The organism is bacterium (assembly GCA_018830565.1).
GTDB lineage: Bacteria > UBA9089 > JAHJRX01 > JAHJRX01 > JAHJRX01 > JAHJRX01.
Window position 1 is genome coordinate 1 of sequence record JAHJRX010000045.1, and the last position, 22,715, is coordinate 22,715.

Sequence of the window (22,715 nt, forward strand, 5' to 3'; positions counted from 1 at the left end):
GAAGAGTTAGAAGGCAAAAGAGAGCCCAAAAGTCAATTTGAAAGGGCTTTAGAAGAATTGGGAGTAGAGGTAATTCACGCTAACTCTCCTCAGGCTAAAGGAAGAATAGAAAGACTATTTAAGACCTTCCAGGACAGACTCATTAAAGAGATGAGGTTAAAGAATATCAGCACCAAAGAAGAAGCAAATAAGTTCTTGGAAGAGTATTTACCTGAACACAACAAAAAATTCAGCAAACTCCCATTAAACATGGCTAACCTCCACAGAGAGATACCAAAAGGGATAAATCTTGACAATATACTCTCCATAAAGACAAAGAGGGTTCTAAAGAACGATTGGACAATCTCCTACGACAATCAGCTCTACCTGTCTGCCATAGCACAGGCAGGTCAGATTGAAGAAACTCCTTTCAACACCAGAATACCTGTCTGCGTGCGTTCACGCACAGGCAGGAAGTCTGTAGTGGTAGAAGAAAGAATATACAATACAATCCATCTTATCTATAATGATATTGAGCTTAGATACAAAAAGATAGAGAAAAGACCATTAAAACCAAAAGAAGAAAAAGAGCAATTAAAGATAAGAAAGGTGAATATTCTTCCATTGGATCACCCTTGGAGGAAGTTTAAAATAAACCCATATAAAAGATCATTTTTATCTAATACAAAATAGGACATTTCTATTTAACGGAAAATAGGACATTTTCATTTGTGGCTAACATTTTATAGACTTTTTCTTGATTTTCTTTCTAGATTGTGCTAGATTGTGGTATTAAGTTTAAATTATTGTAAACGTTCAGGGAGCAGTTTTATTAATTATAAGTCCATCAAGACAAGCCAGAGGAGTAATCGAGACACTACTTCCTGATTTTATTAGCTTTAGCTGACGGCTGAACGATTACAGGTTGTCGATCTAGAAAGAATCAATTTTTATAAGAATAAATTAAAAGTAGAGGAAAATTTATGGATAATTATCATAAAGAAAGAATTAGGCCAGCTAGAAAAGTTGGAGAATTAATTATTATACCGGAGAAAAAAATTTCGGTCTTAAAAAAAACTGAAGTTTTAGTAGTCGGAGGTGGAAGTGCGGGAATTGCTGCTGCTTTAGCTGCTGCTCGAAATGGGCTGGAAACTACCTTAATAGAAAGGTATGGATATCTGGGAGGCATGGCCAGTGGGGGGTTAGTTTTAAACATGGAAGGTTTTAGTGATGGAGAAAAACAAGTGATTAAAGGAGTAGCGGGAGAAATAGTCAAGAACTTAGAAAAGATAAGAGGTTTTAATAAATCAAGTAATAACTTTGATGGTATCTTTGATCCAGAGGACATTAAGGATGTTAGTTTAAGATTATTAATAGAGGCCAAAGTAAAAATTTTATTCCACGCTTATTTTGTGCAGGCTATTGTGAATAGAGATAAAGTGGAAGGAGTAGTTATTTTTACTAAACTAGGACCCAGAGCTATTTTATCCAAAGTAGTGATTGATGCTACGGGGGATGGAGATGTCTTAGCTTTTTCGGGGGCTTTTTTTGAAAGGGGACTCAAAGGAATTGGATTAAATTTTAGATTGGGAAATGTAGATATAAATTTAACTAATAAGTTTAAAGTAGAAGATCCTCAAAAATATGAAAGATTGAAGGAAGATTTAGTCAAAGAAGGTGGACTGGAAATGAGTTTTTATCCAACAATAAGGGAGGGAATAGTTTGGTGGAATAATATGTTAGATCCAGAAGATGGATTGGATGTAGAAGTATTGAGCAAGATGGAGATTTTACTTAGAGAGAAAATTAATATAACTTTAAATTTTATGAGAAAAAATTTCCCAGGCTTTAAAGAAACTTATTTGATAGATACTTCTTCTTTATTAGGAGTCAGAGAGACAAGAAGGTTAATAGGTGAGTATGTATTAACCGAGAAAGATATTTTTAAAGGAAAGAGATTTAGCGATGCAGTAGTTCATGGAGGTTACTTAGGAAAGACAGGGGTGGGTTATGATATACCTTATCGATGCTTACTGCCTAAAAATATTGAAGGGTTAATCGTAGCCGGAAGATGTATTTCTACCGATAAATATACTCAAGATGCCATTAGAATTATAGCTAACTGTTTTGCTACCGGAGAAGCTGCTGGTCACGCCGCCGCCCTCTCTATTAAAGAAAAGACTGCGCCTTTAACCTTAGATATAGAAAAACTACGAAGATTGCTAATAAAGAATAATGTCTATTTAGAATAAAAGTCCTATCTTGAATTTATAAACAGAGCCATTTTCAAATTAAGATTAATAATCTTTATGCTTTCTTAACTATCGCAGACTTTCTTTTTTATCCTTATTTGTTAGAGATGTCTTTAATAGCTAAAGTTAAGCATTATCGTTGTTTTTGGTCTTGAAAATGAGCTCCTTATCAATAACAAGATAGGACTTATTAGGCTCTCTATCAACTTCATTTTAACTATGACATAAAAATATTCTCTTTTCAAGAAGGGAAGATAAAATAATGAGCAGTTATTTCCAAAGAAAGACATTTTAATAAAGTTTTATGAAGAGGTTTGAAATATTTGAACATACAGCTGATATCGGGATTATGGCTTATGGAGTAGATCTAAAAGAGGTATTTATCAATGCTGCTTATGGTATGTTTAACTTAATTACAGACTTAAATAAAGTAAATAAGGAGATAAAAATTGACATTCAAGTAGGAGGAAGTGATGTAATAGAGCTTTTAGTTAATTGGCTTTCAGAGCTTTTGTATTATCATGCCGTAGAAGATATTTTCTTTAAGGAATTTAAGATTAAAAATCTTACCGAGAGAAGCATAGATGCCGTGGCTTATGGAGAAGGATACGATGAAACTCGTCATAAAATATTACGGGAAATTAAGATTGTTACTTATCATCAATTAGAAATTGAACGAGAGCATAAACGATGGAAAGCTCAAATAATATTTGATGTTTGAGGAAAAATTTATGAACAGAGATAGTTGGTTAGGTCCATTAGTTAAGATTGAATGGAAACGATGGAAAGCTCAAGTAATATTTTATGGTTTGAGAAGGAATTTATGAACAGAGATAGCTGGTTAGGTCCATTAGTTAAGATTGATCAGTATCGTTGGGAAATTCCTAAAAGCTTTAAAGAAGGAATGAGAGTGCCAGGATTAATTTACGCTAGTGAAAAGTTGCTTAGTCATATTAAAATGGATATGACACCAGAACAAGTAGCTAACGTTGCTACTTTACCGGGAATTGTAAATTATTCTTTGGCCATGCCTGATATTCATTGGGGCTATGGCTTGCCTATAGGCGGAGTAGCGGCTTTTGATATTGGAGCAGATGGAATTATTTCTCCAGGAGGAGTTGGTTCAGATATAAATTGTGGAGTAAGAATATTAACTACCCAGCTAAAATTAAAAGAAATAAAAGACCGATTAGAAGATTTAATCCAAAATTTATTTGAGGCTATTCCTTCGGGAATAGGTTCTAAAGGAAACATCAGACTTAACGAGAAAGAGTTAAAGGAAGTCTTAATTAAAGGTTCTAAATGGGCGGTAGAAAAAGGATATGGCGAAGAAGAAGATCTCTTACATACCGAAGAGAAAGGGGCATTATCAGGTGCTGATCCTAATAACATCAGCTCTCGGGCTTTGGAAAGAGGGTTTAAGCAATTAGGAACTCTAGGTTCAGGGAATCATTTTTTAGAGATTCAAGTAGTAGAAAAGATTTACGAAGAAGAGATCGCTTCTGTCTTTGGGTTAGAGAAAGACTATATAGTAATAATGATTCATTCTGGGTCTCGTGGGTTAGGCTACCAAGTATGTGAAGACTACCTTCGTTTTATGCAGAAAGTTTCAGAGAAGTATCAAATATCTCTTCCCGATCGTCAACTTTGTTGTGCTCCCTTTAATTCTCCAGAAGGCAAGAAATATTTCTCAGCTATGGCCGCAGCAGCTAATTATGCTTGGGTAAATCGTCAATGTATTATGCACTGGACAAGAGAAGTCTTTATGAAAACACTTTCTGCTTCGCCAAGGGACTTAAAGATGAAGCTTCTCTATGATGTAGCTCATAATATAGGGAAGATTGAAGAACATTTAGTTAGTGGAAAAAAGATATCTCTTTGTGTTCATCGAAAAGGGGCCACCAGGGCTTTTCCTGCCGGTCATAAGGATATTCCAGAAAGATACCAGAAGGTAGGTCAGCCAGTAATTGTACCAGGAGATATGGGAAGAGGTTCGTTTGTCTTGGTGGGCACAGACAAAGCAATGAAGGAAACTTTTGGCTCTGCTTGCCATGGCGCTGGAAGGCAGATGAGTCGTACCAAAGCTTTAAAGACTACTAAGGGAAGTAAAGTCATTGAGGATTTAAAAGAAAAGGGCATTATTGTTAAATCAGCTAATTACGGGACTATAGCCGAAGAGATGCCTGAAGCTTACAAAGATGTTTCTGAAGTTATAGATACCTTGCATTATGCCGGCATTTGTAAAAAGGTAGCTAAACTTCGACCTTTAGGAGTAATAAAAGGTTAAGTCAGAGGTAAAAGTAAATGTTAGATTTAAAATTTATGATCAATCATATGGAAAAAGTAAGTTTGGCGATGAAGAATAGAGGTATAGATTTTAAGATAGTAGAAGATCTTAAAGAGTTTGATGGGGAAAGAAGAAAATACATAGCTGAAGTAGAGGAGCTTAAGAGAAAGAGAAATATAGCTAATGAAGAGATAGGGGAAAGAAAGATTAAAAGGGAAGATGCCCAAGATCTGATTCTTCAAATTAAAGAGGTAAGTACTAAGATTAAAGAATTAGATAATAAACTAGCTCACTGTACGGAAAAGATTAATAACTTGTTGTATTTTATCCCCAATTTACCTCATGATAGTGTCCTGGTAGGAAAGGATGAAAAAGATAACTTAGAGGTCAAAAGATGGGGTAAGGCTTTAGAGCCTTCTTTTCCTGTAAAATCACATGATGAGTTAGGGGAAAGATTAGATATCATAGATTTTAAAAGAGCCGCTAAGATTACAGGAGCAAGATTCGCGCTTCTTAAAGGAGCAGGGGCTAAATTAGAACGAGCTTTGATTAATTTTATGTTAGACATTCACACTAAAAGGCATGGATATTTAGAAGTATTACCTCCTTTCATGGTAAATAGAAGCTCTATGACTGGCACCGGGCAACTTCCTAAGTTTGAGAAAGATCTATTTTATTGTCATGAGGTAGATTACTTCTTAATTCCTACGGCAGAAGTTCCTGTTACCAATATTCACCGGGATGAAATTTTAGAAGAAGACAATCTTCCTCTTTACTACACAGCTTGGACTCCTTGTTTTCGCTTAGAAGCTGGTTCTTATGGCAAGGATACTAAGGGCTTAATTAGGCAACATCAATTTAATAAAGTAGAATTAGTTAAATTTACCACTCCCGAAACTTCTTATCAAGAGTTAGAAAGACTTCTCTTAAATGCTGAGGTTATTTTACAAGAATTAGAGTTGCCTTATAGGGTGGTAACTCTTTGTAGCGGTGATTTAGGATTTGCGGCTGCTAAGACTTATGATATAGAGGTATGGGTTCCTTTTCAAAATAGTTTTCGAGAAATCTCTTCCTGTAGTAATTTTGAAGATTTCCAAGCCAGACGAGCAAATATTAAGTATCGTCGTCGTGAAGATAAAAAAGTAGAATATGTCCATACTTTAAATGGATCTGGTCTGGCGATTGGAAGAACCTTGGTAGCTATCTTGGAAAATTATCAACAAGAAGATGGAAGTATAATTATCCCAGAAAAATTAAGACCTTATCTGGATGGGCAGAAGGAAATAAGCCGAAGATAATAAGTAGTTATTAACGAAAACCAGACATAGGAAATAATACCGGGCAATAAAAGATGAACTTGTTTGGAGTTAAATTAATTTGCTCTAGGTTAAATTTTCATTAATAAGTGCTCTAAAAGATGGAGAACGAGACAATAAAATTACCAGATTTGGAATTAGTTAAAAAAAGTAAGCAAGGAAACTTTGAAGCTTTTACTGAATTAATAAAACGTTATGAAGCTAAAATATATTCATTAGCTTATAACTATATGCAGAATCGTGAAGATGCTGAAGATATCTTGCAAGAGACTTTTTTAAAAGTTTATGTTTCTCTGCCTAATTTTCGCGAAGAAGCTAAATTTGTTACTTGGCTTTATCGAATCTGTGTCAATACTTGCTACTCTAAGCTCCGAGAAAAAAAAGTAAAAGTGGTTTTATCTTTAGAAAGTTCTGGGGCAATAGAGGAAGAATTTCATCGAGAAATAATAGACTGGTCTAAAAACCCAGAAGCTTGTTTATTGGCTGAAGAAATGAAAGAAGTCTTAAATAAGGCGATTGAAAAACTACCCCGGGAGTATAAAGAAGTTTTTATCTTACGAGACATAGAAGAATTATCTAATAAAGAGGCAAGCGAGGTCTTGGGTGAGTCTATAGCTGCCATTAAGGCACGAGTTCATAGAGCTAGATTATTTGTTCGAGAAGAGATTGCTGCTTATTTTAAAAAAGATAGGGAATTAATTATCCCACCTAAGCAAATAACTTATAATTACTAGGTATGCTTTTAAGAAGAATGAAGAAAGTGAAATTTCAATTAGTAAAGATTTTAAGTTAGAAAAATTGTTTATTGATAATAATTTAAAGGAGAGTTATGAATTGTCAACAAATTTATAATTCATTATCAGACTTAATAGATAAGGAACTTCCTTTAGAAACTTACTTAGAAATTGAGGACCACCTTAATGTTTGTCCTTATTGTCATACCTTTTTAAATACCCTTAAAATGACCATTAAGCTATCGAGTAGAAAAAAATTTATAGTAATTCCCGAAGAGGTTCATTATCGGTTACTGGAGTTTTTGAAAAGGCACTTAAAGATTACTTAGTTATCATTATTAGTTATATTACCGATAACAAATGGTCATAGTTTCTTGTTGCCCGCAGCTTTGCTATTAGAAAACAAGTAAGTCAGACCTCTAATAAGTAAAGGAGAATAAAGAGAAAATGAAGAAATATTGTTTAGTTTTAATTAGCTTGGTAATCTTGTCTATCCTTAGTCGAGAAGGTAAAGGGATTCTTAAAGAAGAAATTAAAGAAGAAATTACCAATCAACCAGTAAAACTTTTAGAAAAAAGTGTTGTGGTTAAAGCTAAAAAATGGGGAAATGCTCCAAACTTTAAGTTACTTACGTTAAATAAAGAGGTTTTAACTTTATCAAATTTTGCGGGAAAGGTAATTATCTTGAATTTTTGGGCTACTTGGTGCGGTCCTTGTAAAGACGAAATTCTTGACTTTGTAGAATTATATAATAAGTACAAAGATAAGGGATTAACAATCATCGGGGTTAATCTTAACCAAACAAATGAAGATGAAGTTAAGCAAGTCATAGAAAGGATGAAGGTAAGCTATCCGGTGGTCATAGCTAATGCCAGAGTAATAAAAGATTATGGAGGAATCAGAGGGATCCCGGCTACTTTTGTGATTAACCAGAAAGGCGATCTTGTTAAAAAATTTATTGGCTATCGTTCTAAAGAAGTATTCGAGAATGAAGTCAAGAGATTAATTAAAGAAAGATGAAGGCAAGAGACATTTTACTTCATATCTGTTGTGGAGTATGTACTAGTTCGGTGGTGGAAAAGTTACGAGAAGAAAATTTCGAGCCCACGGGGTTTTTTTATAATCCCAATGTTTATCCAGAAGAAGAGTATAAAAGACGACTAGAAGCAGCTTTTAAAGTTTCTGAGATCCTTAAGTTTAAATTAATAGAAGGTCATTATGAAAAAGATAAGTGGGGAAAATTAGTCTTAGAATTTAAAGATCAAGAAGAAGTCGAAGGTGGAAAAAGATGCCAGCTATGTTTTCAAATAAGATTAAAGGAGTGTTATCAAAAGAGTAAAGAGTTAAATATTTCTTACTTTACTACTACTTTAAGCGCCAGTCCCCATAAAGATGCCTTGATGATTAACCACATAGGAAGAGGTATAGGTGGAGAAAGTTTTCTTGAGTCTAATTTCAAGAAAAAAGATGGCTTTAAAAAAGGGATAGAATTTTCAAAGAGATATAATCTTTATCGCCAAGACTATTGTGGATGTACTTATAGCCTTAGAAGATAGAAAGATAGATAGGACACAAGAGGAGAAAAGATGAAATCACTGACTGAATATCTTTGGTTTAATACTAAGACTAAGAGAGCCTATCTAAATATTACTTCTCAAGTAGAAGAATTAGTTGAAAGAAGTGGTATTAAAGAAGGGTTATGCTTGGTAAACGCTATGCATATTACGGCCAGTGTCTTTATAAATGATGATGAAAATGGACTTTTACAAGATTACGATGACTGGTTAGAAAAACTTGCTCCTTTTAAGCCCGTATCCCATTATCGGCATAATCGAACGGGAGAAGATAATGGCGATGCTCATTTAAAGCGGCAGGTGATGGGGAGAGAAGTAGTTATAGCCATAACTAAAGGAAGATTAGATTTTGGTCCTTGGGAACAAATCTTCTATGGAGAGTTTGATGGTCAAAGAAAAAAGAAAGTCTTGGTGAAGATAATAGGTGAATAAAGATAATAGGTGAATAAATTAAGGAGCAAGATGCCAGAATTACCTGAAGTAGAAACAATTGTTAGAAGCTTACAGAAGCAAATTATTAGTCAAAAGATCTTAAAGATAGAGGTAAATTTACCTAAGATTATCAAGAGCCATCAAGAAGAGTTTGTCTCCTTGACCGAAGGAGCTTCTATTCAAGATGTTAGTCGTCGAGGCAAGATTATCCTAATTAGTCTTTCTACTGGAGTAACTATTCTTATTCACCTCAAGTTGACGGGTCAATTAATCTATAGCTCGTCAAAAAAGCCAATAACCACACAGACTCACCTTATCTTTAATCTATCTAGCGGAGATCAACTTCGTTATCTTGACCTACGACAATTTGGATACTTTCTTTTAGAAAAGAGCGATCGATTATCCTTACTTAAGGAATTAGCTATTCTTGGACCTGAAGCTTTAGAAATTTCACTGGCTGACTTTAAAAAAGTATCTAAAAAAAGAGGTAGGATAAAGGTGCTCTTAATGAATCAATCAATTTTAGCTGGAATTGGTAATATGTATGCAGATGAAATCTTACATCAGGCTAAAATTCATCCTCTTTGCTTGGCTTGCGTTCTCAGCGAAGATCAAATAGAGAGACTTTATCAAGCGACCAGAGAGATTTTAACTAAGGCTATTGCTTATAAAGGTTCTAGTGTAGATACTTATATAAATACAAATGGAGAAGAAGGAAGCTATCAAAGGTTTCATCAAGTTTACCAACGAGAAGGAAAACAGTGTTTTTCTTGTAGTAGCAAAATAATTCGTCTCAAGATAAATAGTCGATCAAGTCATTTTTGTCCTAATTGCCAAAAGAGAGAACCAGAAAATTAAATGCTTGAATTTGTTGCCGGATGTTGGGTGTGTCTGTGAATAACTAACTTGTGTCAGATAAGGGGATAAATTTGTTTTAAATTGCAAATTTAGCATTTTAAATTTAAAATTTACAATTTGCAATGAATAATCCACTTTTTTATACCTTTTTTAGATGTCTCACTATAACTAAGCTATTGTCGGACACCACCGAATTTATTACAGGTGGTAGTTTTCAAAGAAGGTTACTTAACTTATGATAGGAGGAAAAAGATGATGAAAGAAAAAAGCCCTTTGGTCGAGTTGGCTATGGAAACAGTAAAAAATTATGTTTGCTTTAATAAGAAGATCGACCCCCCTCTTGATCTTTCCCCTGAAATGAAAGAAAAAGCAGGCGTCTTTGTTTCTATCAAGAAAAAAGGGGAACTTCGTGGTTGTATAGGAACTTTTCAACCTACAACATCTAACATAGTTTTGGAGATTATCAGTAATGCTATTTCTGCAGCCACTAAAGACCCAAGATTTAAACCTATTACCCCTGAAGAGTTAGAAGAATTAGAATTTTCGGTGGATGTTCTTGCTCCTCCTGAACGAATAAAAAGTAAAGAGGAGTTAGATCCAAAGAAATATGGGATTATTGTTCAAAAAGGTTTTAAGCGAGGATTATTACTTCCAGATATAGAAGGAGTAGATACGGTTGACTATCAAATAAGCATTGCTAAGTCCAAAGCAGGCATAAGAGGAGATGAGGAAGTTCAGCTATATCGTTTTGAGGTGAAAAGATATAAATAAAGAAGAAGATAGATGATGAAAGAAGCTCTTTTTTATGAAGTAGTTGATAATAAAATCAGGTGTTTGCTATGCCCTCATCGTTGTTTAATCAAGGAAGATAAAAAGGGTATCTGTGGAAGAAGAATCAATAAAGAAGGAAAACTATATTCTATTATCTACGAAGAATGTTCTTCCCTGGCGATGGATCCTATTGAAAAGAAACCATTATATCACTTTTATCCAGGAAGCAGGATCTTATCTTTAGGGACCACGGGTTGTAATTTTAAGTGCCCATTTTGCCAAAATTGGCATATTTCTCAAGGAGAAGCACCTACTAATAAGATAGATAGTCTTCAAATAATAAGTCTGGCTAAAGAAGAAGGCTCCATTGGCCTTGCTTATACTTATTCTGAGCCTTTAATCTGGTATGAATTTGTCTTAGAGACAGCAGAGCAAGCCCAAAAAGAAGGATTAAAGAATGTTTTGGTTACTAACGGGTATATTAACAGAAAACCCCTTTTAAGACTTCTACCTTATCTCGATGCTTTAAGTATTGATTTAAAGGCCTTTAAGGATTCTTTTTATAAGAAGTATTGTGGTGGCAGCTTAACCCCTGTCTTAAAGACTATAGAAACTTCTAAAAGATCTGCTCTTGTTGAACTTACTACCTTGATAATTCCAGGATTAAATGATAGCCAGGAAGAAATAAAAGCTTTGGTTCAGTGGGTCTCTTCCCAAGTAGGAAGAGACACTCCTCTTCATTTTTCTAAATATTATCCTCAATACAAAATGGATATTCCCCCTACATCTGTCGAGACTTTAAAAAAGGCTCGAAGTATAGCTTTAGAGAAGTTAGACTATGTCTATATTGGCAACATTATGGATATTGAATCTAATACAACTTATTGTCCTGCTTGTAAAAAAGTAATTATTAAGAGATCGGGGTATAGGATCTTAGAAAAAAAGATTAGCCATAGAAGGTGTACCTATTGTGGATTTGAGATAAATGTGGTGGAATAAAAGATTAATCTTATCTTTAATGTTCTCTCTTTTTTGTCTTAGCAATTGTGGAGAGAAATTATTTTCTAAAAAGTTTCTCTCTATCGGTACGGTAGTCGAGATTAAGGTGGTAGAAAAAGATAAAGAAAAGGCTTGGAAAGCCATAGCTGCCGCTTGTAAAGAGATAAAACGACTTTCTGCCTTAATGAACAATTACGACGAAAAGAGCGAGATTTCTTTAATTAATCAAAATAAAGGTCAAGGAATAAAAGTTTCAGAAGAAATTTTAGAAGTAGTCTCCCAAGCGATAGAATTTAGCAAATTAACCCACGGTGCTTTTGATATCACTATTTCTCCTGTTTTTAAATGTTGGAGCTTTAACAAAGAAAATCCCAAACTTCCTTTGATGGAGAAAATCTTAGAAGCCAAGAAGAAAGTAGGATCTCAAAATATCAAGATAGATCTTAAAAAAAAGGAGATCATTTTAGAAAAAGGAACAAGTTTAGATTTAGGAGGAATTGCTAAAGGTTATATTGTCAAGAAAGCTTGTGATAAATTAAGAGAGATGGGCATAACCAAAGGCTTAATAAATGCCGGAGGAAATATTCAAGTTATTGGAAGCAACATTAGAATGCCCTGGAAAGTAGGTATTCAAGATCCAAGAAACAAGAATAAGATTAAGAAAATAATAAAGATAACCGATAAAGGAGTAGCTACTTCTGGGGACTATGAGAAGTACTTTATCTTAAATGGTCAGCGATATCACCATATCTTAGATCCTGAGACAGGATATCCAGCTAAGGAATGTATAAGCGTAACCATCATTGCTAAAGATGCTTTTTTAGCCGATATTTTATCCACCGGGATATTTGTTTTAGGCCCGGACAAAGGTTTAGCCTTAGTAAAAAAATTAAATGACATAGAATGTTACCTCATTACTTCTAAAAAAGAGTATGCTTCCTTTAGATTTAATGATTACTTGAGATAAAAATACAACTTTGGACCAGCAAAATGTTAATAAAAAAAATTTTAATGATTATCTTGTTATCCTTGATCATTAATAATTGTGATTCTATTAGAGATAACTTAGTCTTTAGTGTCATTAAAATGAAAAGTCCTGCTCAAAAAGCAAAAGAAAACTATCTTAAGAAAGCTAATGATTGTATAAGATATAAAGAATATCAAAAGGCCGAACATTACCTAAAAAAAACTTTAGAAATTAACCCTCAAGACCCTACGATTTATCAAAGGTTAGGAATGTTATATGAGCTAACGGGAAATGACGAAAAATCGATCTTATACTATTTAAAAGCTATTAAACTTGATCCTGGATTAAAAAAGTGGGAAGAAAGCCAATAAAGAAGAAAAAATAAAATGCCTAAGAAGATATTTTGCATAGGATTATTCTTGTTATTTATTTCTAGTTGTCTGGCTTTGCCTAAAAGAGAAAGCTTACCAGTAACAAAAGAGACTAAGGAAGAAAAAAAGGATGATTTAAAGGAAGTAATTGCCAAAGAAGAAAAAATCAAGGAAGTAGAGTTACCACCTTTAACCTTTAAAGACGAATCTACTGAAAAAGAGGCAAAAGAGAAAGTAAAAGAAGAAACTCCTACGGCTAAGGAAGAGACAAAAACCATCGTAGAAAAATTGCCAGAAGTTAAAAAAGAAGAAAAGATTGAGGAGAAAAAAGAAGAAAAGCCAATTCCAGAAGAGTTAAAAAAGGAGAAGATAGAAAAAAAGCCTCTCCAAGAGAAAGGTCTTCTCAAAAAAGAAGAAAAAATTTTACCTCAAAAAGCTCAAAAAGAACCTTCTTCCGAAGCACTAAAAATGATTGGAAGCGTCCCTGAAACTATTATTCCTCCGGAACAGTTAGATCGTTATAAATTTGCTAAAGATTTATATAAAAGAAATTTATATCCAGCTGCGGCTAAAGAAATGCAGAAATTCCTTACTGATTTCCCCCAGACAAAGATAAGAGATGCCATCTCTTTCTTTATCGGTGAATGTTACTTTGCTAATAAAGAATATGATGCTGCCATCACAGAATTTAACAAGATCATTAAAAATTTTTCTGAAAGCGAATTTTTAGATAAGTGTCAACTAATGGTGGCTGAAACTTATAAAGAAAAAAAGGATATCGATAACTCTTTATTGGAATACTTGCGATTAATTAACTTATATTCCAAGAGTCCGTACTGTCTTGAGGCTCAATTAGAAGTGGGTAATGCCTATCGAGAAAAGAAAGATTATAAGCAAGCCTTAGTTGAGTATGATAAGGTACTGGAGAAAGACCGTAAAAGCAAAGAATCTTCTACGGCCTTATACTACATAGCTGAGATTTATGATTATGCGTATGAAGCAAGGGATTATATCAAAGCTTTATCAGCTTATAAGAAGATTGTTGAGCATTATCCTAAGAGTGAATGGACCGAAAAAGCTAAGAAGAGAATAAAATACTTAGAAGAGAATTATTTTTAAAGAGAAGTATTTTTAATTAAATTTATACATAACTAAACCCGTCAGAAGCTTAGGATAGAAATAGGTAGATTTTTGCGGCATCAGTCCTCCTAAATTACTAATCTTCTCTACTTCTGCTATCTTAGTGGGGGTTAAAAAAAGACCTAATTGATATCTTCCTTCCTTAATTAATTTTACTGCTTCTTCCATACTTCGAGTATAACCTATCTTATGTTCAACTTCTTCTTCTTTGATGTGTAAAATATTTTGGATAAAGATATGTTGCAACACGGAAACAGCTAAATGATTTAAAGCCCAAGGTTGATCTTGGGGAGATAATTTATCAATTAGTTGGGGGTCTTTTAAGGTCAGTAAGTAAAATTTATCTTCTCCAAATAGACCAAAAATATAATTACTATTCTCCTTTTCCCTTAATCTTTGAGATAAAGCCAGAAGAGAAAAACAATCTTCTAAATGGAAGTATTCTTTGATCTTATCTTTTAAGGAATTAAGTTCTAAATTGCTTGAAATTAAGCGGTGGGTGGGTAAGATGGTCAATCCTTCATTTAAGATATTAGTAAAGTACATCATAATAAAGTTTTCTGGACTATCGGGAGAGATTTGGTTAATTAATTGTCTTTGGTAGTTTAAAGCCGTTTGATAACGGTGATGGCCATCAGCAATAAAGATCTTTTTATCTTTCATTGCCTTTTGGATATTTTCCATTGTCTCTTGATCGCTTATTTTCCATACTTTATGCCTGATGCAATCTTCAAAGATTAAGTCGATGAAAGGTGGTTTTTTTTCGATAAAATCGTTAATTATTTTTGGTATTTCTTGATGATAGTCTTGGTATAAAGAAAAGACCGGACTAAGGTGAGCCCGGCAATGGGATAGTAAATTAAGGCGATCTTCTATCGGCTTATGATGAGTTTTTTCATGAGGTAGTATTCTTTGAGAAGAGAAATCTTCTAATCTTAGCAAACCTATAAATCCAGCCAGTATCTTGGGAATATTATCAATATTATAAATTTTTTGGTAAGCATAAAAAGAAGGTCTTTGATCTAAAGTCAGGTATCCTTCTTCAAGCCAGTTATTAAGGTAATTAGAGGCTCGGGTGTACTTATTATACTCTGGGGTATCGTTAGGCAAATCTAAACCTTTGTCTAGATGGGCAATATTACAGGGATGTGATTTAATATATCTTTCTTGGTCTTGTTTAGAAATAACATCATAAGGAGGAGCCATAACTTGAGAAAAATTAGAAATCTTTTCCGAATTATATAAAATTCCCTTAAATGGTTTTACCTCGATCATAACAACGAACTCCTTCAGTTTTTTATTATTTAGCTTATTTTTTTGAGTATTTTTGAATATAAATTTTGAGTAATTTTAAGTATAAGTAAGATATAATAAGTAGCCATTTATGTCAAATATTAATTTATATCTTCTATTTGTTCAACTGAACGCTTACTTAATAAGGAGATAAACAATGATTAAAGGATTTTTCGAAAAACTACATAGGATAAACTATTTAAGGGGCTGATATGACTTTATTAAATCTTTGATTACCTTTAAAGTTTCAAAATTAGAAGAGATAGTTAAATCTTTATTTCTGCCCCAAAAGTCAGAGATTGTGAATTAAAGAAGGTAAACCACAAGCTTATTCTTTAAATTTATTAAAATAAAATAGATCTAACAAAACACAAAAGTCACTTCCTTCTTTATCTTTTAAATTAAATTGATAAGCACCTTTATAATTGCCATAACCTACCGCTAAGCCAATGTTCCAATGTTTAGCTAAAATATACCTCAAACCAAGTAGTAAACCATCATTTAATTCTGTGGTAAATTTAAGATTCTTAGTTAAGTTATAATCTACTCCTCCAAATAACCAATAAGGAACTACTTTAAGCCCAAGATGAATATTAAAAGTATCAATATTTTGAGTAAATACCCCATACAAGAGAGGAGCAAAAGACCGGCTGGGACCCAGAGCATAATTTGCAAAAAGACCTATTCCCACAGCTGGCGTCCAACCTAAGATATTTTGTCTGGGAATTTGCCATTTAAGGCCAGGAATGATTAATTCTATATTATTTCCCATACCTATTTCTGCATGAGGAAATCCAAGTCGATAATCGTTTTCATCTAAAACAAAGGCAGTCGGGATAGAAAACAACCAAGAAGGCTTTGAGGCAATCGGAATAATTTCTTCTTGATAAGCTTTCTCTCTTTCTCTTAGAGAAGATTTCTTAGGAGATTTTTCTTGATAAGACTTTTCTGGAGATGGCTTAGGAAGAGGTTTTTTTCCTGGAACTTCTTTTAATTCCTTTTCTGGGTCGTAATATTCTCGGTAACGGATATCTTCTTTTACTGGTTTTTGGTCAAATTCTACTTCTTCTTCCCCATAATCTTTTAAGAAATTCCTTTGGTAGTCTTCTTCAGAAGGATAATCTTTTTCGGGCTTGTACTCTTTAAATTCATATTCTTCTTTTTTTTTGCTTTTAGGTTCTACGCCCTTTTCTTCTGAAGGAGTCTCTTTTTTCGATGGTTTCTCTTTGATGAGATCATAGTATTCAGTTTCCCAATCTTGAGGGTATTCTTCCTCAGGTGATTCAGTTTTAAATGGCTTTTTTGGACTTTCTAAATCAAGATCCTCATCTTCATAGAGTTGAAATCCTCTTTCTCTTAAATCTTTGGTATCGAACGATGGATCATTTAATTCATATTCTTCAAGATCTTGAGCCAGTACAAATAAAGGAGTATAAATAATAAAGAGAAAGATGGTTATAGAAATCATTTTTTTTAACATAATTTCTCCCAAAAAATTTATTTTTAAAGACTAGAAAAATTATATCAGAAATAAAATTTTATGCCAACAAAAATAACAAAAATGCGTGATTGCCTCTTCAAGGCTTGGTTCTTTTAATCTCTTTTGAGCAGTTAGCCAAACAATTATTAATCTATTTGAGGCAATGAGTTAATCATTATAAACCGGACATAGGAAATAATACCGAGCAATAAAAGATAAACTCATTGGCACTTAAATTAATTTGCTCTAAGTCAAATTTTCATTAATAGGTGCTATAATTTGAATTAGTAAGTTATCTCATTCCCAAGAATCTTAAGTAATCTTATCTTTCAATATCGATAACATTTTCTTTAATCGATGAAGATAGGTATGTTCTTCCAAGACCTTTTTATGAAAAGCTTCAGCAATCTTCCTTCTTTCTTCTGGGTGGTAAAGAAAATAAATTATCTTTTCTCTTAACTCATTATTATTTTTATAAAAGATAACTTCTGTATCTTTGGAGAATAAATTAACTAAGTCTTCTCGATAATCGCTTAACATAAACCCACCACAACCACCTATATCAAATACTCGCATATTAATAGCTGTCCGAAGTTGAGAAACCGTAATATTTAAGTTTATCTCAGAGGCATTGTATAGTCTTGGTAATTCACTTCTATTGTGGATATAGCCACCATACTTTACACCTTCTTGTTTAACTTCTAACCATCCTTTATCTCCATAAACTTTTACTCCGAGGTCAGCAATAGCTCTGATTGTATTTTTACGGTATTTTCGCATGCTTATGCAATCAATAATTTCTAAATGATTAGAAACTCTTTCTTTTAAATATTCCTTATACTCAAGAGAAATATCCTTAATTACTCCTTCTTGCTCTTGAATATCTATTAATAGATCTAAGATAGATAGAGTAGGGTCTTGGCTTAATGTCTTTATTAACTTATCTACTACTTTTTTTGAAAACATTTCGTTAAAAAGGGCTCTGTGTTTTTTGTACATTTTAGTAGCATAAGGGTCAGCCAGCATTCCGGCAAAACTTATTCCACCTGCATATCTTTCTTTGTCTTCTTTACTTAATTCCATCCTTTTAAAAATCTTTGGGTTAGTGGCCAAAGGAAGGTAGTAAACATGCTCATATCCCATATCGTTAAGTTCTTTAATATATGTTTTATCCCACATAAATATAAAGAAAAGTGGATCTGGCTTAAAGATAGTAGAGATCGAAACAGGAGCATCTGCAAACCAGGAAACATAAGGGATTTTAAATCTTTTTATTACTTCTAAGATAAACTTTAAACCAACACAAGTAACGGTAAAAATAAAATTAGGCTTTATTTCCTCTATGGCTTTTTCTGCAATTAAAGCGATGTTTTTCTCATTTAAGAGATTTTTTTCTCTATCGAGGACAAACTTGTTTAAATCAATCACATATACTTCTTGATCTAATTCTGATAAAGCAGCTAAAGAATCTTCTAAAATATATCTTGTTCCACTTAAACGAAAGTCCATAAAAGAGATGATCTTTAATCTTTTTTTAAGAGTCGTTATTTGGTGGTAAGCTGATTCTAAAATCATCTTTTCTAATTTGAGGTAATAATCAGGAAAGGCTCTTTGGCAACCTTCGGTAGAAATTACTTTCGTATTTCCTATGCTTCCTATCAAGTTAAAAGATTCTTCAATTTCAAGGCCGGCCAAAAGTCTTACTTTTGTCGAAGTAAGAAGATCTTTGTAATCGAAGAGATAAAGGGAATGGTAGAATAATTCTACCTCTTTCTCGATGACCACTATTTCTTGAAAAGGCTTGACTCTTTTCATTAATTCAAAGAGTACATAGCCAAAACCTAACCCTAATAAGATAATCTTTTGACAAGTTTCAAATTCTATCCTGGAGAATGTTTTTTCTGCTTCCCGAGATGGATTAATAGGACTATGTATCCAGATAAGTGCTTCTTTTTCATCAGGGTATTGACCAGTAATTTGAAGATTCTTGGCTGGTTTTATAATAGCCAGGGGAGTAGCTTTATTAAGCTTTTCTATCTTTTGGAATAAAACCGGTTCCTTTTCTTTAAGGAGAATGAGGTTTTTTTCTAAGTATTGAGAAGCTTCCATCTTAAGACCTGAAGTCTAATGATATAATAATAGTATAATTAAATAATATTATAATTAAAGATACTATAGTAATTATTAACAAAAATTAGACATAGGAAATAATGCCGAGCAATAAAAGATAAACTCATTGGCACTTAAATTAATTGGCTCTAAGTTAAATTTTAACTAATGAGTATTATATCACAAAAATTTTATAAATAAGTAGAATTGCTGTGCAATTTTCATATTTAGCTTGACAAATTCTAAAAAAACTTGCTTATTTAAAAATAATTTAGTATACTTTATAAAAGTAAAAGTTTTTGAAAGGAAACTTTAAGCTACCATGAAAAACATAAAAAAGATAATATTAATAGAACCTAAATCTCCTGACCGTCATATCTTTGGACAAGCTTGTATGCCTCGCTTAGGACTTCCTATTTTAGGTACGATCTTAAAAGAAAAAGGGCATGAAGTGAGAATTTATTGTCAGGATATCAAGAAGATAAATTATAGCGATGTTTTCTCAGCAGACTTAGTAGGAATTTCTACTACTACCTCTACTGCTCCTGAAGGCTACTTAATTGCTGATAAGATAAAAGCACATCATAGTAAAATTCCTGTTGTTATAGGAGGTGCTCATGCTACCTTTCTTCCAGAAGAAGCTCTAAGTCATTGTGACTATGTGATTAGAGGAGAAGGAGAGTATGTCTTTCCAGAACTTATCGAAGCCTTGGAAAACCATTGCACGGTAAGAAATATTAAAGGTTTATCTTACACAGAAGGAACAGTCCCCGTCCATAATCCAGGTTATCCTAAACCTGTTTCCTTGGACCATCTTCCCATTCCTGATTTTTCTTTAGTTCTAGAAAGAGAAAAGATGACCGTTACTCCTATTTCTACTTCTCGTGGCTGTCCTTTCCATTGTAGTTTTTGTTCAGTAACTCCAATGTTTGGAAAAAAGTATCGCTTTCGAAACACTGATTTAGTTATAGAAGAGATAAAAAGAGATAAAAAAAAGAGGATCTTTTTTTACGATGATAACTTTACGGCAAACAAAACACGGAGCAAAGTACTTTTAGAAAAGATGTTAGAAAATAATTTACGTCCTGAGTGGATGGCTCAAGCACGAGTTGATGTTGCAAAAGATAAAGATTTGTTAAAACTTATGCAAAAGACCAATTGTTTTATAGTCCAAATTGGGTTTGAGTCCATTAATCCCCTCACTTTAAAATCATATAATAAAGGGCAAACAGTAGAAGAAATAGAAGAAAGCATTATGATTTTACACCAATACAAGATTAAAATACATGGTATGTTCATGTTTGGCTCAGATGATGACGAGATAGAGACTCTTAAACAAACAGTTAAATTTGCTAAAAGACTTAAGCTTGATACAATTCAATTTTTAACTTTAGTTCCTTTTTGTGGAACTAAAGTTTATTCTGATTTAGATGCCGCCGGGAGGATCTTTACTAAAAATTGGGTACTCTATGATGGTCATCATGTGGTATTTGAACCAAAAAAAATGAGTCCTTTTGAACTTCAAATAGAAACTTTTAAAGCCATGAAAAAATTCTATTCTTTATGGCGTTGTTTAAAATCATTTTGGAAGGGTAAGTCCTTTACTGCTATGGCCAGATATTGGGGAAATAGAACCTTAAAGAAATGGGGAAAGGACCATAAGCCGCTCTTTGACCAGCTAAAACTCTTTAGCCGCAAGCTTAAGATTAATCGAAAAGTTTAACTTTGAGGTGGGGAGTCGTCTAGGGGTAGGACACAAGACTCTGGATCTTGCTGCGAGGGTTCGAATCCTTCCTCCCCAGCCAAAAAAGGCGCTATCGTCTAGAGGCCTAGGACAGGTGGTTCTCAGCCATCAGACCGGGGTTCGAATCCCCGTAGCGCTACCAATAAACTACTTCTCTTTTAATTTCTTCATTATCTTTTCTACTTTATTTTTTTGGGATAAAGTGTAATCTAAAGATCTTTGAACAGTTTCCCTATATTCTTTAGGTGAATTTCGAAGTAGGTAAGTTAAATCAACGATACTCTTGAACAAACATTTTTCTAATAGAGATAATATCTCTTTCCTTTCTCCTTTAGCCTCTATTTTATTATTGTAAATATTTATACTTAAAGCTAAGCAATTCTGATAAGCTTTTACTAATTCTCCAAGATAAGCATAGTTATAATCTCCAGACATATTTACTGCTTCTTGTAACCTCTTATAAGCTATATTAATGAAAAACCTGACCTTTTCTGTATTTAAAGATAAATTAGTAGCTTGAATTATTTCATTAGTAAATTTTTCAATGTACTCAGGCTGATCAGGAGTAAAATTAATCAAAGAAGCTTTTCCTTTTAAAGGCATAAAAAAGAAGAATAAAAAAAATAGGTATAAAATCAAATCTAAAATTCTCATCTCTCCACTAAGTCCTTTCTAAAATACCAAAATAATAATTACCACTATATATACTAAATATACTAAAAAACTGTCTCTTCCAAGGAAATTTAATCACCTGTTTAAAAGTCTATCTTTTTAATCTCACAAGTTCAATAAGCAAAAACGGGAGTAAGGGGGAGTTTTGGCCGAATATCTTATAGGATAGCCTTATTAAACGTTATTAATACAAGATGAGGAATCATTAAATCATTAATTTTTCTTTACATTTTATCATTTTAATTTTATACTACTTATTAATAGTAATTCTAATTATGAAAATTTCTTTTTATTCTATCTGAATTTACTAATAAGAGGTGGGTTTAGATAACTAAGTTAAAGACTGTAGACTTAGCTAACCGCTGAGTGCTTACTATAATCTAACTACTATAACTTAAGGATAAAGATGGCTGAAGAGAATAAGATTATCAAGATTGTACTTATTGTTTTAACTACCTTAATGTTGGGAGAAGCTTTATATCTTTTAGCACTGCTAAAAGGAGAGTCTTTTCAGAAGAAAAATATTGCTATCATTGACATCAAGGGTCCCATTTTAGATTCAGAAGAAGTTTTAGAGCAAATAAATGAATATAAGGATAACCCTACCATTGCTTCTATTGTTTTGCGGATCGACAGCCCTGGTGGTTATACCGGAGCAACCCAAGAAATATATCAAGAAATTAAGGAAGCTCGTGAGGAAGGTAAGATTTTTGTAACCTCCTTTGCCAATATTGGTGCTTCAGGTGCTTATTATATCGCTGCGGCCACTAACTATATTTTAGCTAACCCTGGAACTTTAACTGGTAGCATTGGAGTAATAATGGAAGTTCATAATTTTAGAGAGCTACTAAATAAGCTTGGCTTAAAAGCAGAAATAATTAAGAGTGGTAAGTATAAAGATATAGGTTCTCCTTTGAGAGATATGACTTCCCATGAAAAAGAGTTAATTCAACAGCTGACTGATGATGTTCATTGTCAATTTATAGAAGCAGTTTCAAAAGGAAGAAAGATCAAAAAAGAGAAACTTATTAATATTGCTGACGGTCGCATCCTTACAGGACTTCAAGCTTATAAAGCAGGACTTGTTGACCAATTAGGAAATTTAAATGAAGCTATTAAAGTAGCGGCAAGGTTAGCTAATATTGAAAAAAAACCCACTATCATCAGAAAAAAAGCCAAGTTTTCTCAAGCTTTTGAAGAGTTATTTAATAAGCTTTTCTTAGATAAGATTACCTCTTTTAAATATAGAGCAAGGTATTAGCGAGATGGAAGATTACCAAGACATAGATAATTTGAGAAAGATAGAAAAAGCAAGATATCAAGTCAAACAAGAAATGTTCTTATCTCATAAAAGTTCCTTGTTAGCTGTCTTATTTTCTATGCTTATTCCAGGTGGAGGCCAAATATATGCTCATGCCTTTATCAAAGGATTCTTGTGGCTTTCCTTCTTTTTAGTCCTTACTTCCTTAAACTTTGGTATTAAGAAGATAATCTTACCCATTGCTTCCCCTCTAAACATATTTATTTCATTAATTAATATCTTTTTATGGCTTTTTATTCTTTATGATGCTCATAGGAGTGTAAAATTATATAATCTAGGTAAGGCTTCTTTTTTAACTCGTCAAATGATCATCTTCTTAATTATCTTTGAAATTATTATTCTCCTAATATTAAGCATGATTGGTAGATTAGTATAAAAAAGCTTAATAATAAATCCTTGCCCTAAGAGGTAAAAAG

23 protein-coding genes and 2 tRNA genes are annotated in these 22,715 nt (G+C 33.0%); 21 read left to right on the forward strand and 4 right to left on the reverse strand.

What is annotated here, in order from left to right:
* The 16 genes from KJ849_03720 to KJ849_03795 form a co-directional block, all read left to right on the forward strand.
* Positions 1-672 (forward strand): hypothetical protein (locus tag KJ849_03720; protein ID MBU2599669.1); only part of this gene is annotated, 672 nt, incomplete at its 5' end.
* Positions 673-962: 290 nt separating this feature from the next.
* Complete coding sequence (locus KJ849_03725) at positions 963-2,231, forward strand: FAD-dependent oxidoreductase (GenBank protein ID MBU2599670.1); 1,269 nt, start codon at positions 963-965, stop codon at positions 2,229-2,231.
* Between the two features lie 304 nt (positions 2,232-2,535).
* Entirely contained in the window at positions 2,536-2,952 is a 417-nt protein-coding gene (locus tag KJ849_03730; GenBank protein ID MBU2599671.1) for an archease, read from the forward strand.
* A 102-nt stretch (positions 2,953-3,054) separates the two neighbouring features.
* Positions 3,055-4,518, forward strand: coding sequence for an RtcB family protein (locus tag KJ849_03735; protein MBU2599672.1), 1,464 nt, complete (start codon positions 3,055-3,057; stop codon positions 4,516-4,518).
* 17 nt (positions 4,519-4,535) lie between these two features.
* Entirely contained in the window at positions 4,536-5,816 is a 1,281-nt protein-coding gene (gene serS, locus KJ849_03740) for a serine--tRNA ligase (protein ID MBU2599673.1), read from the forward strand.
* 119 nt (positions 5,817-5,935) lie between these two features.
* Positions 5,936-6,568 (forward strand): sigma-70 family RNA polymerase sigma factor, encoded by a 633-nt coding sequence (locus KJ849_03745; GenBank protein ID MBU2599674.1) that lies wholly within the window; start codon positions 5,936-5,938, stop codon positions 6,566-6,568.
* A gap of 95 nt (positions 6,569-6,663) precedes the next feature.
* Entirely contained in the window at positions 6,664-6,897 is a 234-nt protein-coding gene (locus tag KJ849_03750) for a zf-HC2 domain-containing protein (protein ID MBU2599675.1), read from the forward strand.
* Between the two features lie 118 nt (positions 6,898-7,015).
* Entirely contained in the window at positions 7,016-7,588 is a 573-nt protein-coding gene (locus KJ849_03755; GenBank protein ID MBU2599676.1) for a TlpA family protein disulfide reductase, read from the forward strand.
* Positions 7,585-8,124, forward strand: coding sequence for an epoxyqueuosine reductase QueH (locus KJ849_03760; GenBank protein MBU2599677.1), 540 nt, complete (start codon positions 7,585-7,587; stop codon positions 8,122-8,124). Before KJ849_03755 ends, KJ849_03760 begins: the two co-directional genes overlap by 4 nt.
* 30 nt (positions 8,125-8,154) lie before the next feature.
* Complete coding sequence (locus tag KJ849_03765) at positions 8,155-8,574, forward strand: secondary thiamine-phosphate synthase enzyme YjbQ (protein MBU2599678.1); 420 nt, start codon at positions 8,155-8,157, stop codon at positions 8,572-8,574.
* Positions 8,575-8,604: 30 nt separating this feature from the next.
* Positions 8,605-9,432, forward strand: coding sequence for a bifunctional DNA-formamidopyrimidine glycosylase/DNA-(apurinic or apyrimidinic site) lyase (gene mutM, locus KJ849_03770; protein MBU2599679.1), 828 nt, complete (start codon positions 8,605-8,607; stop codon positions 9,430-9,432).
* Positions 9,433-9,687: 255 nt separating this feature from the next.
* A complete protein-coding gene (gene amrA / locus KJ849_03775) occupies positions 9,688-10,203 on the forward strand; it encodes an AmmeMemoRadiSam system protein A (GenBank protein MBU2599680.1) in 516 nt (171 codons plus the stop codon).
* A 15-nt stretch (positions 10,204-10,218) separates the two neighbouring features.
* The gene (gene amrS / locus KJ849_03780) at positions 10,219-11,202 is read left to right on the forward strand and encodes an AmmeMemoRadiSam system radical SAM enzyme (protein MBU2599681.1); all 984 of its coding nucleotides are present in this window, start codon (positions 10,219-10,221) and stop codon (positions 11,200-11,202) included.
* Positions 11,189-12,169, forward strand: a complete 981-nt coding sequence (locus KJ849_03785) for an FAD:protein FMN transferase (protein ID MBU2599682.1) — start codon at positions 11,189-11,191, stop codon at positions 12,167-12,169. Before amrS ends, KJ849_03785 begins: the two co-directional genes overlap by 14 nt.
* A gap of 23 nt (positions 12,170-12,192) precedes the next feature.
* Positions 12,193-12,540, forward strand: a complete 348-nt coding sequence (locus KJ849_03790; protein ID MBU2599683.1) for a tetratricopeptide repeat protein — start codon at positions 12,193-12,195, stop codon at positions 12,538-12,540.
* A gap of 15 nt (positions 12,541-12,555) precedes the next feature.
* Positions 12,556-13,659, forward strand: a complete 1,104-nt coding sequence (locus KJ849_03795; GenBank protein MBU2599684.1) for a tetratricopeptide repeat protein — start codon at positions 12,556-12,558, stop codon at positions 13,657-13,659.
* 12 nt (positions 13,660-13,671) lie between these two features.
* On the opposite strand, the gene KJ849_03800 is transcribed toward KJ849_03795, so the two are convergent.
* From KJ849_03800 to KJ849_03810, 3 genes are all read right to left on the reverse strand, one after another.
* Positions 13,672-14,955: a DUF1015 domain-containing protein gene (locus KJ849_03800; GenBank protein MBU2599685.1), complete on the reverse strand. Its 1,284-nt coding sequence runs from the start codon at positions 14,953-14,955 to the stop codon at positions 13,672-13,674.
* 346 nt (positions 14,956-15,301) lie between these two features.
* Positions 15,302-16,453, reverse strand: a complete 1,152-nt coding sequence (locus tag KJ849_03805) for a hypothetical protein (GenBank protein MBU2599686.1) — start codon at positions 16,451-16,453, stop codon at positions 15,302-15,304.
* Positions 16,454-16,765: 312 nt separating this feature from the next.
* Entirely contained in the window at positions 16,766-18,562 is a 1,797-nt protein-coding gene (locus tag KJ849_03810) for a glycosyltransferase (GenBank protein MBU2599687.1), read from the reverse strand.
* A gap of 322 nt (positions 18,563-18,884) precedes the next feature.
* On the opposite strand from KJ849_03810, the gene KJ849_03815 reads away from it, so the two are divergent.
* The 3 genes from KJ849_03815 to KJ849_03825 all read left to right on the forward strand — a co-directional run bounded on the left by KJ849_03815 (position 18,885) and on the right by KJ849_03825 (position 20,448).
* A complete protein-coding gene (locus KJ849_03815; GenBank protein MBU2599688.1) occupies positions 18,885-20,285 on the forward strand; it encodes a B12-binding domain-containing radical SAM protein in 1,401 nt (466 codons plus the stop codon).
* A gap of 8 nt (positions 20,286-20,293) precedes the next feature.
* A tRNA-Gln gene (locus tag KJ849_03820) sits at positions 20,294-20,367 on the forward strand.
* Positions 20,368-20,372: 5 nt separating this feature from the next.
* Positions 20,373-20,448: transfer RNA gene (locus KJ849_03825), tRNA-Glu, on the forward strand.
* Positions 20,449-20,453: 5 nt separating this feature from the next.
* On the opposite strand, the gene KJ849_03830 is transcribed toward KJ849_03825, so the two are convergent.
* Positions 20,454-20,960, reverse strand: coding sequence for a hypothetical protein (locus KJ849_03830; protein MBU2599689.1), 507 nt, complete (start codon positions 20,958-20,960; stop codon positions 20,454-20,456).
* 424 nt (positions 20,961-21,384) lie between these two features.
* On the opposite strand from KJ849_03830, the gene sppA reads away from it, so the two are divergent.
* Both sppA and KJ849_03840 read left to right on the forward strand, forming a co-directional pair.
* Complete coding sequence (gene sppA / locus KJ849_03835; GenBank protein ID MBU2599690.1) at positions 21,385-22,239, forward strand: signal peptide peptidase SppA; 855 nt, start codon at positions 21,385-21,387, stop codon at positions 22,237-22,239.
* Positions 22,240-22,243: 4 nt separating this feature from the next.
* Complete coding sequence (locus tag KJ849_03840; protein ID MBU2599691.1) at positions 22,244-22,675, forward strand: hypothetical protein; 432 nt, start codon at positions 22,244-22,246, stop codon at positions 22,673-22,675.
* Positions 22,676-22,715: the final 40 nt, after the last annotated feature.

Bases quoted from the DNA above. Each gene is read 5' to 3' on its own strand.
- KJ849_03725 (MBU2599670.1), top strand. From the start codon at position 963: ATGGATAATTATCATAAAGAAAGAATTAGGCCAGCTAGAAAAGTTGGA.
- KJ849_03730 (MBU2599671.1), top strand. From the start codon at position 2,536: ATGAAGAGGTTTGAAATATTTGAACATACAGCTGATATCGGGATTATG.
- KJ849_03735 (MBU2599672.1), top strand. From the start codon at position 3,055: ATGAACAGAGATAGCTGGTTAGGTCCATTAGTTAAGATTGATCAGTAT.
- serS (MBU2599673.1), top strand. From the start codon at position 4,536: ATGTTAGATTTAAAATTTATGATCAATCATATGGAAAAAGTAAGTTTG.
- KJ849_03745 (MBU2599674.1), top strand. From the start codon at position 5,936: ATGGAGAACGAGACAATAAAATTACCAGATTTGGAATTAGTTAAAAAA.
- KJ849_03750 (MBU2599675.1), top strand. From the start codon at position 6,664: ATGAATTGTCAACAAATTTATAATTCATTATCAGACTTAATAGATAAG.
- KJ849_03755 (MBU2599676.1), top strand. From the start codon at position 7,016: ATGAAGAAATATTGTTTAGTTTTAATTAGCTTGGTAATCTTGTCTATC.
- KJ849_03760 (MBU2599677.1), top strand. From the start codon at position 7,585: ATGAAGGCAAGAGACATTTTACTTCATATCTGTTGTGGAGTATGTACT.
- KJ849_03765 (MBU2599678.1), top strand. From the start codon at position 8,155: ATGAAATCACTGACTGAATATCTTTGGTTTAATACTAAGACTAAGAGA.
- mutM (MBU2599679.1), top strand. From the start codon at position 8,605: ATGCCAGAATTACCTGAAGTAGAAACAATTGTTAGAAGCTTACAGAAG.
- amrA (MBU2599680.1), top strand. From the start codon at position 9,688: ATGAAAGAAAAAAGCCCTTTGGTCGAGTTGGCTATGGAAACAGTAAAA.
- amrS (MBU2599681.1), top strand. From the start codon at position 10,219: ATGAAAGAAGCTCTTTTTTATGAAGTAGTTGATAATAAAATCAGGTGT.
- KJ849_03785 (MBU2599682.1), top strand. From the start codon at position 11,189: ATGTGGTGGAATAAAAGATTAATCTTATCTTTAATGTTCTCTCTTTTT.
- KJ849_03790 (MBU2599683.1), top strand. From the start codon at position 12,193: ATGTTAATAAAAAAAATTTTAATGATTATCTTGTTATCCTTGATCATT.
- KJ849_03795 (MBU2599684.1), top strand. From the start codon at position 12,556: ATGCCTAAGAAGATATTTTGCATAGGATTATTCTTGTTATTTATTTCT.
- KJ849_03800 (MBU2599685.1), bottom strand. From the start codon at position 14,955: ATGATCGAGGTAAAACCATTTAAGGGAATTTTATATAATTCGGAAAAG.
- KJ849_03805 (MBU2599686.1), bottom strand. From the start codon at position 16,453: ATGTTAAAAAAAATGATTTCTATAACCATCTTTCTCTTTATTATTTAT.
- KJ849_03810 (MBU2599687.1), bottom strand. From the start codon at position 18,562: ATGGAAGCTTCTCAATACTTAGAAAAAAACCTCATTCTCCTTAAAGAA.
- KJ849_03815 (MBU2599688.1), top strand. From the start codon at position 18,885: ATGAAAAACATAAAAAAGATAATATTAATAGAACCTAAATCTCCTGAC.
- KJ849_03830 (MBU2599689.1), bottom strand. From the start codon at position 20,960: ATGAGAATTTTAGATTTGATTTTATACCTATTTTTTTTATTCTTCTTT.
- sppA (MBU2599690.1), top strand. From the start codon at position 21,385: ATGGCTGAAGAGAATAAGATTATCAAGATTGTACTTATTGTTTTAACT.
- KJ849_03840 (MBU2599691.1), top strand. From the start codon at position 22,244: ATGGAAGATTACCAAGACATAGATAATTTGAGAAAGATAGAAAAAGCA.